Here is a 15,129-nt window from a genome sequence, read left to right as displayed (position 1 = left end):
GTGTTAAGGAAGCCAAGGATGATTTATCGGTGAACCTATAGTTGAAGATAAAGATGAAATTGCTTTATTACATTTGCGCCGTCTAGTAGAATTGAAGTATGAAACGGTTGGCACAATGGAAATACGTAAACATGCTTCATGGTATCTTAAAGACGTTCGTGGTAACGATAAGTCTAAAAAGCTTTGAACCAAGCTGAGACAGGACAACAAATAATAGATATACTCCAAGAATTTCAAAAAGAAATAAATGCAAAAGATAATGAAAAAGTAGAACAAGAAGCATAAAGGAGAGACAGTTATGTCAGAAGAAATGAATGACCAAATGCAAGTCCGCCGTCAAAAATTACAAGAATTATACGATTTAGGAATCGATCCATTTGGACAAAAGTTTGAACGTACCTCAACTGCAGTAGTATTACATGAGGACTGGGATCAATTTACAAAAGAAGAATTACATGAGAAAGAAGAAGAAAGTCATGTAAGTATAGCAGGCCGTTTAATGACTAAACGAGGTAAAGGTAAAGCTGGATTTGCACATGTTCAAGACTTATCTGGCCAAATTCAAATATATGTGAGAAAAGATCAAGTAGGCGATGAGCAATTTGAATTGTGGAATGCTTCTGACCTTGGGGACATCGTTGGTATAGAAGGTGTAATGTTCAAAACGAATACAGGTGAATTATCTGTTAAAGCTAAATCATTTACATTATTAACTAAATCCTTACGTCCGCTACCAGATAAATTCCATGGTTTGCAAGATATTGAACAGCGCTATCGTCAACGTTACCTTGATTTAATCACAAACCAAGATAGTACACAGACATTTATTAATCGTAGTAAAATATTACAAGAAATGAGAAGTTACCTAAATGAAGCGGGATTCTTAGAAGTAGAAACGCCAATGATGCACCAAATTGCTGGTGGAGCTGCTGCCCGTCCATTTGTTACACATCATAATGCACTTGATGCTACATTATATATGCGTATTGCGATTGAATTACATCTTAAACGTTTAATTGTTGGTGGATTAGAAAAAGTCTATGAAATTGGACGCGTATTTAGAAATGAAGGTGTATCAACAAGACATAATCCTGAGTTTACTATGATTGAATTATATGAAGCTTATGCTGATTACCATGACATTATGGATTTAACTGAGAATATGATTAGACATATATCTGAAAAAGTACTTGGTTCTGCCAAAGTCAGCTATGGAGAAGAAACAATAGACTTAGAATCCGATTGGAAACGAATCCACATGGCTGATGCTGTTAAAGAGGCTACAGGTGTAGACTTCTTTGAGGTAGAAAGCGATGAAGAAGCTAAAACGTTAGCTAAAGAACATGGTATAGAAATAACTAGTACCATGAAATATGGTCATATATTAAATGAATTCTTTGAACAAAAAGTTGAAGAAACATTGATCCAACCGACATTTGTTTATGGACATCCAATTGAAATATCACCATTGGCTAAGAAAAACCCAGAGGATCCTAGATTCACTGATCGTTTCGAATTATTTATTGTAGGTAGAGAACACGGTAATGCCTTTACTGAGTTAAATGACCCGATTGATCAAAAAGAAAGATTTGAAGCTCAATTAGTAGAAAAAGAACAGGGTAATGATGAAGCGCATGAAATGGACGAAGACTTTATCGAAGCATTAGAATACGGAATGCCGCCAACGGGTGGTTTAGGTATCGGAATCGATAGATTAGTAATGTTACTTACTGATTCAGCTTCTATACGCGATGTATTACTGTTCCCTTATATGAGACAAAAATAGGATTTTAATAATATAACTCAACTTGAACAGATCAAATGCTGAATATTCCGTAGCGTCGGGATAAAGCACTTGATCTGTTTTTTTCTTTTTAATAGCTAAATATCTTCGAAAAATAGAGGGAATATGAATATTATACAAGTAATAAGCAATTTAATTTAGTAATAAGATACAATTAAGTAATATAATACTAATAAAATATAAAAATATACTAAAAAAGGTATAGCATATGGTCTTTCTATATGATAAACTTATTCAAGTCGAGTTAAGGAAACGAAACAAGACAAGTACGATGAATCAGTAATCCAATATTAATTTATAAAAATTAATAAAAGGTATTGACTTAAAAGAGAAAATGAATTATCATAATAAAGTCGTCAAAAACAAGTGATGACAAACGCAACACTCAGCGTAAACACAATGTAAAAAACATTAACATAGTGTAAAATTGACTATTGCAAATGATCATTAAACATTGTATCATTAGTTGAGTAAGTTATTTTGTCTGGTGACAATGGCAAAGAGGTCACACCTGTTCCCATGCCGAACACAGAAGTTAAGCTCTTTAGCGCCGATGGTAGTCGGACTTACGTTCCGCGAGAGTAGGACGTTGCCAGGCTTTATACATAATTTAATTCGGAGGATTAGCTCAGCTGGGAGAGCATCTGCCTTACAAGCAGAGGGTCGGCGGTTCGAACCCGTCATCCTCCACCATTTCAATTTAATAGCCGGCCTAGCTCAACTGGTAGAGCAACTGACTTGTAATCAGTAGGTTGGGGGTTCAAGTCCTCTGGCCGGCACCATTTCATGAGCCATTAGCTCAGTTGGTAGAGCATCTGACTTTTAATCAGAGGGTCAGAGGTTCGAATCCTCTATGGCTCATTCAGTTCCATGTTGCAGAAGTAGTTCAGCGGTAGAATACGACCTTGCCAAGGTCGGGGTCGCGGGTTCGAATCCCGTCTTCTGCTCCATTATTTTGCCGGGGTGGCGGAACTGGCAGACGCACAGGACTTAAAATCCTGCGGTAAGTGATTACCGTACCGGTTCGATTCCGGTCCTCGGCACCATTATTTTAATAAAGCGCCCGTAGCTCAACTGGATAGAGTACTTGACTACGAATCAAGAGGTTATAGGTTCGACCCCTATCGGGCGCACCATTATTAAAATTAGTGTAGTTCAACTGAATTTTGTACGGGAAGTAGCTCAGCTTGGTAGAGCACTTGGTTTGGGACCAAGGGGTCGCAGGTTCGAATCCTGTCTTCCCGACTCTTTTAAAAATGATATGGGGGCTTAGCTCAGCTGGGAGAGCGCCTGCTTTGCACGCAGGAGGTCAGCGGTTCGAACCCGCTAGTCTCCACCATTAATATCTAATAACCATTGAAGAAATGAACATTGAAAACTGAATCGCAATATGTCAACGTTAATTCCGAACACAACATTAAATTGTTGGTTCAAACGTGTTAGAGATAACACACAAATTAGTATTTTATGAGCTAATCAAACATCATAATCATTTATGGAGAGTTTGATCCTGGCTCAGGATGAACGCTGGCGGCGTGCCTAATACATGCAAGTCGAGCGAACGGATAAGGAGCTTGCTCCTTTGAAGTTAGCGGCGGACGGGTGAGTAACACGTGGGTAACCTACCTATAAGACTGGAATAACTTCGGGAAACCGGAGCTAATGCCGGATAACATATAGAACCGCATGGTTCTATAGTGAAAGATGGTTTTGCTATCACTTATAGATGGACCCGCGCTGTATTAGCTAGTTGGTAAGGTAATGGCTTACCAAGGCGACGATACATAGCCGACCTGAGAGGGTGATCGGCCACACTGGAACTGAGACACGGTCCAGACTCCTACGGGAGGCAGCAGTAGGGAATCTTCCGCAATGGGCGAAAGCCTGACGGAGCAACGCCGCGTGAGTGATGAAGGTTTTCGGATCGTAAAACTCTGTTATTAGGGAAGAACAAATGCGTAAGTAACTGTGCGCATCTTGACGGTACCTAATCAGAAAGCCACGGCTAACTACGTGCCAGCAGCCGCGGTAATACGTAGGTGGCAAGCGTTATCCGGAATTATTGGGCGTAAAGCGCGCGTAGGCGGTTTCTTAAGTCTGATGTGAAAGCCCACGGCTCAACCGTGGAGGGTCATTGGAAACTGGGAAACTTGAGTGCAGAAGAGGAAAGTGGAATTCCATGTGTAGCGGTGAAATGCGCAGAGATATGGAGGAACACCAGTGGCGAAGGCGACTTTCTGGTCTGTAACTGACGCTGATGTGCGAAAGCGTGGGGATCAAACAGGATTAGATACCCTGGTAGTCCACGCCGTAAACGATGAGTGCTAAGTGTTAGGGGGTTTCCGCCCCTTAGTGCTGCAGCTAACGCATTAAGCACTCCGCCTGGGGAGTACGACCGCAAGGTTGAAACTCAAAGGAATTGACGGGGACCCGCACAAGCGGTGGAGCATGTGGTTTAATTCGAAGCAACGCGAAGAACCTTACCAAATCTTGACATCCTTTGAAAACTCTAGAGATAGAGCCTTCCCCTTCGGGGGACAAAGTGACAGGTGGTGCATGGTTGTCGTCAGCTCGTGTCGTGAGATGTTGGGTTAAGTCCCGCAACGAGCGCAACCCTTAAGCTTAGTTGCCATCATTAAGTTGGGCACTCTAGGTTGACTGCCGGTGACAAACCGGAGGAAGGTGGGGATGACGTCAAATCATCATGCCCCTTATGATTTGGGCTACACACGTGCTACAATGGACAATACAAAGGGCAGCTAAACCGCGAGGTCATGCAAATCCCATAAAGTTGTTCTCAGTTCGGATTGTAGTCTGCAACTCGACTACATGAAGCTGGAATCGCTAGTAATCGTAGATCAGCATGCTACGGTGAATACGTTCCCGGGTCTTGTACACACCGCCCGTCACACCACGAGAGTTTGTAACACCCGAAGCCGGTGGAGTAACCATTTATGGAGCTAGCCGTCGAAGGTGGGACAAATGATTGGGGTGAAGTCGTAACAAGGTAGCCGTATCGGAAGGTGCGGCTGGATCACCTCCTTTCTAAGGATATATTCGGAACATCTTCTTTAGAAGATGACAGAGGGATAACATTGACATATTGTATTCAGTTTTGAATGCTCATTGGAGTATTCAGTGCATAATTTGTACATTGAAAACTAGATAAGTAAGTAAAATATATAGATTTTACCAAGAAAAACCGAGTGAATTAGAGTTTTAAATAAGCTTGAATTCAAAAAGAAATAATCGCTAGTGTTCGAAAGAACACTCACAGATTAATAACATTTTGGGTTTTTAACCGACTTCGTCGTGTTAAAAGTCAAAAAAGATTAAGTTATTAAGGGCGCACGGTGGATACCTTGGCACTAGAAGCCTATGAAGGACGTTACTAACGACGATATGCTTTGGGGAGCTGTAAGTAAGCTTTGATCCAGAGATTTCCGAATGGGGAAACCCAGCACGAGTTATGTCGTGTTATCGATATGTGAATACATAGCATATTCGAAGGCAGACGCGGAGAACTGAAACATCTTAGTACCCGCAGGAAGAGAAAGAAAAATCGATTCCCTGAGTAGCGGCGAGCGAAACGGGAAGAGCCCAAACCAACGAGCTTGCTTGTTGGGGTTGTAGGACACTCTATACGGAGTTACAAAAGAACAAATTAGACGAATCATCTGGAAAGATGAATCAAAGAAGGTAATAATCCTGTAGTCGAAAGTTTGTTCACTCTTGAGTGGATCCTGAGTACGACGGAACACGAGAAATTCCGTCGGAATCCGGGAGGACCATCTCCCAAGGCTAAATACTCTCTAGTGACCGATAGTGAACCAGTACCGTGAGGGAAAGGTGAAAAGTACCCCGGAAGGGGAGTGAAATAGAACTTGAAACCGTGTGCTTACAAGTAGTCAGAGCCCGTTAATGGGTGATGGCGTGCCTTTTGTAGAATGAACCGGCGAGTTACGATTTGATGCAAGGTTAAGCAGTAAATGTGGAGCCGTAGCGAAAGCGAGTCTGAATAGGGCGTTGAGTATTTGGTCGTAGACCCGAAACCAGGTGATCTACCCATGACCAGGCTGAAGTTCAGGTAACACTGAATGGAGGGCCGAACCGACTTACGTTGAAAAGTGAGCGGATGAGTTGTGGGTAGCGGAGAAATTCCAATCGAACCTGGAGATAGCTGGTTCTCTCCGAAATAGCTTTAGGGCTAGCCTCAAGTGATGATTATTGGAGGTAGAGCACTGTTTGGACGAGGGGCCCTTATCGGGTTACCGAATTCAGACAAACTCCGAATGCCAATCAATTTAACTTGGGAGTCAGAACGCGGGTGATAAGGTCCGTGTTCGAGAGGGAAACAGCCCAGACCACCAGCTAAGGTCCCAAAATATATGTTAAGTGGAAAAGGATGTGGCGTTGCCCAGACAACTAGGATGTTGGCTTAGAAGCAGCCATCATTTAAAGAGTGCGTAATAGCTCACTAGTCGAGTGACACTGCGCCGAAAATGTACCGGGGCTAAACATATTACCGAAGCTGTGGATTGTCCGTAGGACAATGGTAGGAGAGCGTTCTAAGGGCGTTGAAGCATGATCGCAAGGACATGTGGAGCGCTTAGAAGTGAGAATGCCGGTGTGAGTAGCGAAAGACGGGTGAGAATCCCGTCCACCGATTGACTAAGGTTTCCAGAGGAAGGCTCGTCCGCTCTGGGTTAGTCGGGTCCTAAGCTGAGGCCGATAGGCGTAGGCGATGGATAACAGGTTGATATTCCTGTACCACCAAAATTCGTTTTGAGCGATGGGGGGACGCAGTAGGATAGGCGAAGCGTGCTGTTGGAGTGCACGTCCAAGCAACAAGACTGAGTATTAGGCAAATCCGGTACTCTTAAGGTCAAGTTGTGATGGGGAGAGGAAATTTTTTCCTCGAGTCGTTGATTTCACACTGCCAAGAAAAGCCTCTAGCTAGAATTTTGGTGCCCGTACCGCAAACCGACACAGGTAGTCAAGATGAGAATTCTAAGGTGAGCGAGCGAACTCTCGTTAAGGAACTCGGCAAAATGACCCCGTAACTTCGGGAGAAGGGGTGCTCTTTAGGGTTAACGCCCAGGAGAGCCGCAGTGAATAGGCCCAAGCGACTGTTTATCAAAAACACAGGTCTCTGCTAAACCGTAAGGTGATGTATAGGGGCTGACGCCTGCCCGGTGCTGGAAGGTTAAGAGGAGTGGTTAGCTTCGGCGAAGCTACGAATCGAAGCCCCAGTAAACGGCGGCCGTAACTATAACGGTCCTAAGGTAGCGAAATTCCTTGTCGGGTAAGTTCCGACCCGCACGAAAGGCGTAACGATTTGGGCACTGTCTCAACGAGAGACTCGGTGAAATCATAGTACCTGTGAAGATGCAGGTTACCCGCGACAGGACGGAAAGACCCCGTGGAGCTTTACTGTAGTCTGATATTGAAATTCGTCACAGCTTGTACAGGATAGGTAGGAGCCTTTGATACGTGAGCGCTAGCTTACGTGGAGGCGTTGTTGGGATACTACCCTCGCTGTGTTGGATTTCTAACCCGCACCATTTATCATGGTGGGAGACAGTGTCAGATGGGCAGTTTGACTGGGGCGGTCGCCTCCTAAAGAGTAACGGAGGCGCTCAAAGGTTTCCTCAGAATGGTTGGAAATCATTCATAGAGTGTAAAGGCATAAGGAAGCTTGACTGCGAGACTTACAAGTCGAGCAGGGTCGAAAGACGGACTTAGTGATCCGGTGGTTCCGCATGGAAGGGCCATCGCTCAACGGATAAAAGCTACCCCGGGGATAACAGGCTTATCTCCCCCAAGAGTTCACATCGACGGGGAGGTTTGGCACCTCGATGTCGGCTCATCGCATCCTGGGGCTGTAGTCGGTCCCAAGGGTTGGGCTGTTCGCCCATTAAAGCGGTACGCGAGCTGGGTTCAGAACGTCGTGAGACAGTTCGGTCCCTATCCGTCGTGGGCGTAGGAAATTTGAGAGGAGCTGTCCTTAGTACGAGAGGACCGGGATGGACATACCTCTGGTGTACCAGTTGTCGTGCCAACGGCATCGCTGGGTAGCTATGTATGGACGGGATAAGTGCTGAAAGCATCTAAGCATGAAGCCCCCCTCAAGATGAGATTTCCCAACTTCGGTTATAAGATCCCTCAAAGATGATGAGGTTAATAGGTTCGAGGTGGAAGCATAGCGATATGTGGAGCTGACGAATACTAATCGATCGAAGACTTAATCAAATATTAAACCAGTTTTGATTGGTAACTTTTAAATTTTACTTACTATCTAGTTTTGAATGTATAATTTCATACATTTCATTGTCTGGTGACAATGGCAAAGAGGTCACACCTGTTCCCATGCCGAACACAGAAGTTAAGCTCTTTAGCGCCGATGGTAGTCGGACTTACGTTCCGCGAGAGTAGGACGTTGCCAGGCAGTCCATTTTGACCTTCGGGTCGTTTTTTTATGGAAGTTTTACCCTTTTACAATTTAATTTAAAAAAGTTATTGACTTTCTAAGTCAAAACCTGTAAAATTAATTCTTGTGTTGAAGAAATGAACATTGAAAACTGAATCGCAATATGTCAACGTTAATTCCGAACACAACATTAAATTGTTGGTTCAAACGTGTTAGAGATAACACACAAATTAGTATTTTATGAGCTAATCAAACATCATAATCATTTATGGAGAGTTTGATCCTGGCTCAGGATGAACGCTGGCGGCGTGCCTAATACATGCAAGTCGAGCGAACGGATAAGGAGCTTGCTCCTTTGAAGTTAGCGGCGGACGGGTGAGTAACACGTGGGTAACCTACCTATAAGACTGGAATAACTTCGGGAAACCGGAGCTAATGCCGGATAACATATAGAACCGCATGGTTCTATAGTGAAAGATGGTTTTGCTATCACTTATAGATGGACCCGCGCTGTATTAGCTAGTTGGTAAGGTAATGGCTTACCAAGGCGACGATACATAGCCGACCTGAGAGGGTGATCGGCCACACTGGAACTGAGACACGGTCCAGACTCCTACGGGAGGCAGCAGTAGGGAATCTTCCGCAATGGGCGAAAGCCTGACGGAGCAACGCCGCGTGAGTGATGAAGGTTTTCGGATCGTAAAACTCTGTTATTAGGGAAGAACAAATGCGTAAGTAACTGTGCGCATCTTGACGGTACCTAATCAGAAAGCCACGGCTAACTACGTGCCAGCAGCCGCGGTAATACGTAGGTGGCAAGCGTTATCCGGAATTATTGGGCGTAAAGCGCGCGTAGGCGGTTTCTTAAGTCTGATGTGAAAGCCCACGGCTCAACCGTGGAGGGTCATTGGAAACTGGGAAACTTGAGTGCAGAAGAGGAAAGTGGAATTCCATGTGTAGCGGTGAAATGCGCAGAGATATGGAGGAACACCAGTGGCGAAGGCGACTTTCTGGTCTGTAACTGACGCTGATGTGCGAAAGCGTGGGGATCAAACAGGATTAGATACCCTGGTAGTCCACGCCGTAAACGATGAGTGCTAAGTGTTAGGGGGTTTCCGCCCCTTAGTGCTGCAGCTAACGCATTAAGCACTCCGCCTGGGGAGTACGACCGCAAGGTTGAAACTCAAAGGAATTGACGGGGACCCGCACAAGCGGTGGAGCATGTGGTTTAATTCGAAGCAACGCGAAGAACCTTACCAAATCTTGACATCCTTTGAAAACTCTAGAGATAGAGCCTTCCCCTTCGGGGGACAAAGTGACAGGTGGTGCATGGTTGTCGTCAGCTCGTGTCGTGAGATGTTGGGTTAAGTCCCGCAACGAGCGCAACCCTTAAGCTTAGTTGCCATCATTAAGTTGGGCACTCTAGGTTGACTGCCGGTGACAAACCGGAGGAAGGTGGGGATGACGTCAAATCATCATGCCCCTTATGATTTGGGCTACACACGTGCTACAATGGACAATACAAAGGGCAGCTAAACCGCGAGGTCATGCAAATCCCATAAAGTTGTTCTCAGTTCGGATTGTAGTCTGCAACTCGACTACATGAAGCTGGAATCGCTAGTAATCGTAGATCAGCATGCTACGGTGAATACGTTCCCGGGTCTTGTACACACCGCCCGTCACACCACGAGAGTTTGTAACACCCGAAGCCGGTGGAGTAACCATTTATGGAGCTAGCCGTCGAAGGTGGGACAAATGATTGGGGTGAAGTCGTAACAAGGTAGCCGTATCGGAAGGTGCGGCTGGATCACCTCCTTTCTAAGGATATATTCGGAACATCTTCTTTAGAAGATGACAGAGGGATAACATTGACATATTGTATTCAGTTTTGAATGCTCATCGGAGTATTCAACAAAAGAATGGGCCTATAGCTCAGCTGGTTAGAGCGCACGCCTGATAAGCGTGAGGTCGGTGGTTCGAGTCCACTTAGGCCCACCATTTTTTTATTTGTACATTGAAAACTAGATAAGTAAGTAAAATATATAGATTTTACCAAGAAAAACCGAGTGAATTAGAGTTTTAAATAAGCTTGAATTCAAAAAGAAATAATCGCTAGTGTTCGAAAGAACACTCACAGATTAATAACATTTTGGGTTTTTAACCGACTTCGTCGTGTTAAAAGTCAAAAAAGATTAAGTTATTAAGGGCGCACGGTGGATACCTTGGCACTAGAAGCCTATGAAGGACGTTACTAACGACGATATGCTTTGGGGAGCTGTAAGTAAGCTTTGATCCAGAGATTTCCGAATGGGGAAACCCAGCACGAGTTATGTCGTGTTATCGATATGTGAATACATAGCATATTCGAAGGCAGACGCGGAGAACTGAAACATCTTAGTACCCGCAGGAAGAGAAAGAAAAATCGATTCCCTGAGTAGCGGCGAGCGAAACGGGAAGAGCCCAAACCAACGAGCTTGCTTGTTGGGGTTGTAGGACACTCTATACGGAGTTACAAAAGAACAAATTAGACGAATCATCTGGAAAGATGAATCAAAGAAGGTAATAATCCTGTAGTCGAAAGTTTGTTCACTCTTGAGTGGATCCTGAGTACGACGGAACACGAGAAATTCCGTCGGAATCCGGGAGGACCATCTCCCAAGGCTAAATACTCTCTAGTGACCGATAGTGAACCAGTACCGTGAGGGAAAGGTGAAAAGTACCCCGGAAGGGGAGTGAAATAGAACTTGAAACCGTGTGCTTACAAGTAGTCAGAGCCCGTTAATGGGTGATGGCGTGCCTTTTGTAGAATGAACCGGCGAGTTACGATTTGATGCAAGGTTAAGCAGTAAATGTGGAGCCGTAGCGAAAGCGAGTCTGAATAGGGCGTTGAGTATTTGGTCGTAGACCCGAAACCAGGTGATCTACCCATGACCAGGCTGAAGTTCAGGTAACACTGAATGGAGGGCCGAACCGACTTACGTTGAAAAGTGAGCGGATGAGTTGTGGGTAGCGGAGAAATTCCAATCGAACCTGGAGATAGCTGGTTCTCTCCGAAATAGCTTTAGGGCTAGCCTCAAGTGATGATTATTGGAGGTAGAGCACTGTTTGGACGAGGGGCCCTTATCGGGTTACCGAATTCAGACAAACTCCGAATGCCAATCAATTTAACTTGGGAGTCAGAACGCGGGTGATAAGGTCCGTGTTCGAGAGGGAAACAGCCCAGACCACCAGCTAAGGTCCCAAAATATATGTTAAGTGGAAAAGGATGTGGCGTTGCCCAGACAACTAGGATGTTGGCTTAGAAGCAGCCATCATTTAAAGAGTGCGTAATAGCTCACTAGTCGAGTGACACTGCGCCGAAAATGTACCGGGGCTAAACATATTACCGAAGCTGTGGATTGTCCGTAGGACAATGGTAGGAGAGCGTTCTAAGGGCGTTGAAGCATGATCGCAAGGACATGTGGAGCGCTTAGAAGTGAGAATGCCGGTGTGAGTAGCGAAAGACGGGTGAGAATCCCGTCCACCGATTGACTAAGGTTTCCAGAGGAAGGCTCGTCCGCTCTGGGTTAGTCGGGTCCTAAGCTGAGGCCGATAGGCGTAGGCGATGGATAACAGGTTGATATTCCTGTACCACCAAAATTCGTTTTGAGCGATGGGGGGACGCAGTAGGATAGGCGAAGCGTGCTGTTGGAGTGCACGTCCAAGCAACAAGACTGAGTATTAGGCAAATCCGGTACTCTTAAGGTCAAGTTGTGATGGGGAGAGGAAATTTTTTCCTCGAGTCGTTGATTTCACACTGCCAAGAAAAGCCTCTAGCTAGAATTTTGGTGCCCGTACCGCAAACCGACACAGGTAGTCAAGATGAGAATTCTAAGGTGAGCGAGCGAACTCTCGTTAAGGAACTCGGCAAAATGACCCCGTAACTTCGGGAGAAGGGGTGCTCTTTAGGGTTAACGCCCAGGAGAGCCGCAGTGAATAGGCCCAAGCGACTGTTTATCAAAAACACAGGTCTCTGCTAAACCGTAAGGTGATGTATAGGGGCTGACGCCTGCCCGGTGCTGGAAGGTTAAGAGGAGTGGTTAGCTTCGGCGAAGCTACGAATCGAAGCCCCAGTAAACGGCGGCCGTAACTATAACGGTCCTAAGGTAGCGAAATTCCTTGTCGGGTAAGTTCCGACCCGCACGAAAGGCGTAACGATTTGGGCACTGTCTCAACGAGAGACTCGGTGAAATCATAGTACCTGTGAAGATGCAGGTTACCCGCGACAGGACGGAAAGACCCCGTGGAGCTTTACTGTAGTCTGATATTGAAATTCGTCACAGCTTGTACAGGATAGGTAGGAGCCTTTGATACGTGAGCGCTAGCTTACGTGGAGGCGTTGTTGGGATACTACCCTCGCTGTGTTGGATTTCTAACCCGCACCATTTATCATGGTGGGAGACAGTGTCAGATGGGCAGTTTGACTGGGGCGGTCGCCTCCTAAAGAGTAACGGAGGCGCTCAAAGGTTTCCTCAGAATGGTTGGAAATCATTCATAGAGTGTAAAGGCATAAGGAAGCTTGACTGCGAGACTTACAAGTCGAGCAGGGTCGAAAGACGGACTTAGTGATCCGGTGGTTCCGCATGGAAGGGCCATCGCTCAACGGATAAAAGCTACCCCGGGGATAACAGGCTTATCTCCCCCAAGAGTTCACATCGACGGGGAGGTTTGGCACCTCGATGTCGGCTCATCGCATCCTGGGGCTGTAGTCGGTCCCAAGGGTTGGGCTGTTCGCCCATTAAAGCGGTACGCGAGCTGGGTTCAGAACGTCGTGAGACAGTTCGGTCCCTATCCGTCGTGGGCGTAGGAAATTTGAGAGGAGCTGTCCTTAGTACGAGAGGACCGGGATGGACATACCTCTGGTGTACCAGTTGTCGTGCCAACGGCATCGCTGGGTAGCTATGTATGGACGGGATAAGTGCTGAAAGCATCTAAGCATGAAGCCCCCCTCAAGATGAGATTTCCCAACTTCGGTTATAAGATCCCTCAAAGATGATGAGGTTAATAGGTTCGAGGTGGAAGCATAGCGATATGTGGAGCTGACGAATACTAATCGATCGAAGACTTAATCAAATATTAAACCAGTTTTGATTGGTAACTTTTAAATTTTACTTACTATCTAGTTTTGAATGTATAATTTCATACATTTCATTGTCTGGTGACAATGGCAAAGAGGTCACACCTGTTCCCATGCCGAACACAGAAGTTAAGCTCTTTAGCGCCGATGGTAGTCGGACTTACGTTCCGCGAGAGTAGGACGTTGCCAGGCAATTTGAGACCCTAAAGGGTCTCTTTTTTTATTATAAAAAGTAGTTTAATATCATTTGAGACTCTTAGGAGTCTCTTTTTATTTATAATAAAACATAAATACAACTATTTCTAATCTCAATAAATTGAGAAGTATAACTTTGGGGAATACCTGAGCTAAAGCTCATGCATAAGAACCACTAATCTCAATAAATTGAGAAGTGGTTCTAAAAAGTTAATGACTTAATGAGTTCATCAATATGAGGTTTGAGTTTGGAAAAAGGGATGCCTCCAAATCCGAGTATGAATTTTGCTGATTGTTCTGTAGGATCATATTTGGTGAATGGTGTGATTTTTAGATTGTGTTTCTCAGCATTTTTAAGGCATTGTTCTAAAGTTAGGCCGTTTGTAACTGTTAATGTAAAATGCATTCCAGCTAAGGCACCATCAATTTTTAGTTGATTTTGAAAAGGTTTAAGTTCATTTAAAATAAATTTTAATTTCTCACTATAAACATTTCTCATTTTATTCAAATGTCTCTCGAAGCTTCCTGACTCCATAAAGTTTGCAACCATTTTTTGTATATGTGCAGGAACAGTATTGCCTTCTTTGTTAGGTAATATATTATAAAGCGTTAATAAATTTTGAGGCAGTACAAGATATGCAATTCTACAACTTGGAAATAAAGATTTAGAAAAGGTACTGATATAGATAACTTTATCTTGAGTATCTAAACTTTGTAATGCAGGAATAGGTTTACCAAAGTAACGAAACTCTGAATCATAATCATCTTCTATAATATATCTATCTTTACTTTGCTGTGCCCAATTTATAAGTTGGGTACGTTTTTTTAAATTCATTACATAACCAGTAGGAAACTGATGTGATGGTGTGACATAGGCAATGTTGTTATCAAATTCATTAAAGTAATGCAGTTCAATACCCGTTTGATTTACAGGTATTTGTTGATATTTAAATTGTTTTTTATCTAAGACTTGTTTAATTGGAGGATAGCTTGGATTTTCAATATAAAACTGAGCATCATTTAGGATATCGGTTAGTAAATTAATGAGTTGTTCTGTGGATGACCCAATGATAATTTGGTCTGGATGACAAGATACACCACGACTATTAAATAAATAATGTGCAATTTCTTGTCTTAGCCCCCATTGTCCTTTAGGGTTTGTGTGCTGTAAGAGATTTAATTGATTATCTTCAAAAGCATCTCGTGCATATTTCCTAAATTGTTGCATTGGAAAGTACTCAGCGTCTATTTCTGATAAATTAAATGCAAAATCATATGTATGATTAATGTTATTTTCAAAATGATCAGGATTAGATAGATTTGAAGAGTGCATATTTCTATTAATAATAGGTAAGGTTTCTATGTCTGATACAAAATAGCCAGAACGTGGTTTAGAATATATGTAACCCTCATCTAATAGAAATTGGTAAGCATGTTCAATTGTTGTATTACTGACCGAAAGATGTTCGCTTAGCGCACGTTTTGAAGGGAATTTATCCCCAGAATGATATTGTCCTTCGATGATTTGTCTTTTTAAATTTTCATATAAATCAATATAGAGATGTTTTTTAGCCATTTTATTCT

Annotated in this window: 2 protein-coding genes, 9 tRNA genes and 7 rRNA genes; 17 read left to right on the top strand and 1 reads right to left on the bottom strand. The window is 44.0% G+C overall.

The genetic code is table 11. The annotated features are described in order from the left end of the window. The first annotated feature begins 298 nt into the window (after positions 1 to 298). The 17 genes from lysS (at position 299) to rrf (QMO72_RS11840) (ending at position 13,542) form a co-directional block, all read left to right on the top strand. A complete protein-coding gene (lysS, locus tag QMO72_RS11920; RefSeq protein WP_103266119.1) occupies positions 299 to 1,786 on the top strand; it encodes a lysine--tRNA ligase in 1,488 nt (495 codons plus the stop codon). Between the two features lie 501 nt (positions 1,787 to 2,287). Then, positions 2,288 to 2,402 (top strand): 5S ribosomal RNA (gene rrf, locus QMO72_RS11915). A 19-nt stretch (positions 2,403 to 2,421) separates the two neighbouring features. Continuing rightward, a tRNA-Val gene (locus tag QMO72_RS11910) sits at positions 2,422 to 2,497 on the top strand. Positions 2,498 to 2,510: 13 nt separating this feature from the next. After that, positions 2,511 to 2,586: transfer RNA gene (locus QMO72_RS11905), tRNA-Thr, on the top strand. A gap of 6 nt (positions 2,587 to 2,592) precedes the next feature. Then, positions 2,593 to 2,665, top strand: a tRNA-Lys gene (locus QMO72_RS11900). A 14-nt stretch (positions 2,666 to 2,679) separates the two neighbouring features. Continuing rightward, positions 2,680 to 2,754: transfer RNA gene (locus QMO72_RS11895), tRNA-Gly, on the top strand. Positions 2,755 to 2,761: 7 nt separating this feature from the next. Then, positions 2,762 to 2,850 (top strand) — tRNA-Leu (locus tag QMO72_RS11890). Between the two features lie 13 nt (positions 2,851 to 2,863). Next, a tRNA-Arg gene (locus QMO72_RS11885) sits at positions 2,864 to 2,940 on the top strand. 35 nt (positions 2,941 to 2,975) lie between these two features. Then, a tRNA-Pro gene (locus tag QMO72_RS11880) sits at positions 2,976 to 3,049 on the top strand. Positions 3,050 to 3,067: 18 nt separating this feature from the next. Further along, positions 3,068 to 3,143, top strand: a tRNA-Ala gene (locus tag QMO72_RS11875). A 153-nt stretch (positions 3,144 to 3,296) separates the two neighbouring features. Further along, positions 3,297 to 4,849 (top strand): 16S ribosomal RNA (locus QMO72_RS11870). Between the two features lie 285 nt (positions 4,850 to 5,134). Beyond that, a 23S ribosomal RNA gene (locus QMO72_RS11865) occupies positions 5,135 to 8,056 on the top strand. A gap of 81 nt (positions 8,057 to 8,137) precedes the next feature. After that, a 5S ribosomal RNA gene (gene rrf, locus QMO72_RS11860) occupies positions 8,138 to 8,252 on the top strand. 247 nt (positions 8,253 to 8,499) lie between these two features. Next, positions 8,500 to 10,052: ribosomal RNA gene (locus QMO72_RS11855) — 16S ribosomal RNA — on the top strand. 103 nt (positions 10,053 to 10,155) lie between these two features. Further along, positions 10,156 to 10,232, top strand: a tRNA-Ile gene (locus tag QMO72_RS11850). A 192-nt stretch (positions 10,233 to 10,424) separates the two neighbouring features. After that, positions 10,425 to 13,346, top strand: a 23S ribosomal RNA gene (locus tag QMO72_RS11845). Between the two features lie 81 nt (positions 13,347 to 13,427). Beyond that, positions 13,428 to 13,542: ribosomal RNA gene (gene rrf / locus QMO72_RS11840) — 5S ribosomal RNA — on the top strand. Together the 16S, 23S and 5S rRNA genes with 9 tRNA genes alongside form the textbook arrangement of a ribosomal RNA operon. Positions 13,543 to 13,747: 205 nt before the next feature. Here rrf (QMO72_RS11840) and pdxR read toward each other — a convergent pair. Next, the gene (gene pdxR / locus QMO72_RS11835) at positions 13,748 to 15,121 is read right to left on the bottom strand and encodes a MocR-like pyridoxine biosynthesis transcription factor PdxR (RefSeq protein WP_103266066.1); all 1,374 of its coding nucleotides are present in this window, start codon (positions 15,119 to 15,121) and stop codon (positions 13,748 to 13,750) included. Positions 15,122 to 15,129: the final 8 nt, after the last annotated feature.

This window comes from Staphylococcus casei, from assembly GCF_030294405.1.
In the GTDB taxonomy this organism is placed as follows: Bacteria; Bacillota; Bacilli; order Staphylococcales; family Staphylococcaceae; genus Staphylococcus; species Staphylococcus succinus.
The sequence above is the reverse complement of the archived record's forward strand: the minus strand, read 5'-3'. Positions and strand labels throughout refer to the sequence as shown.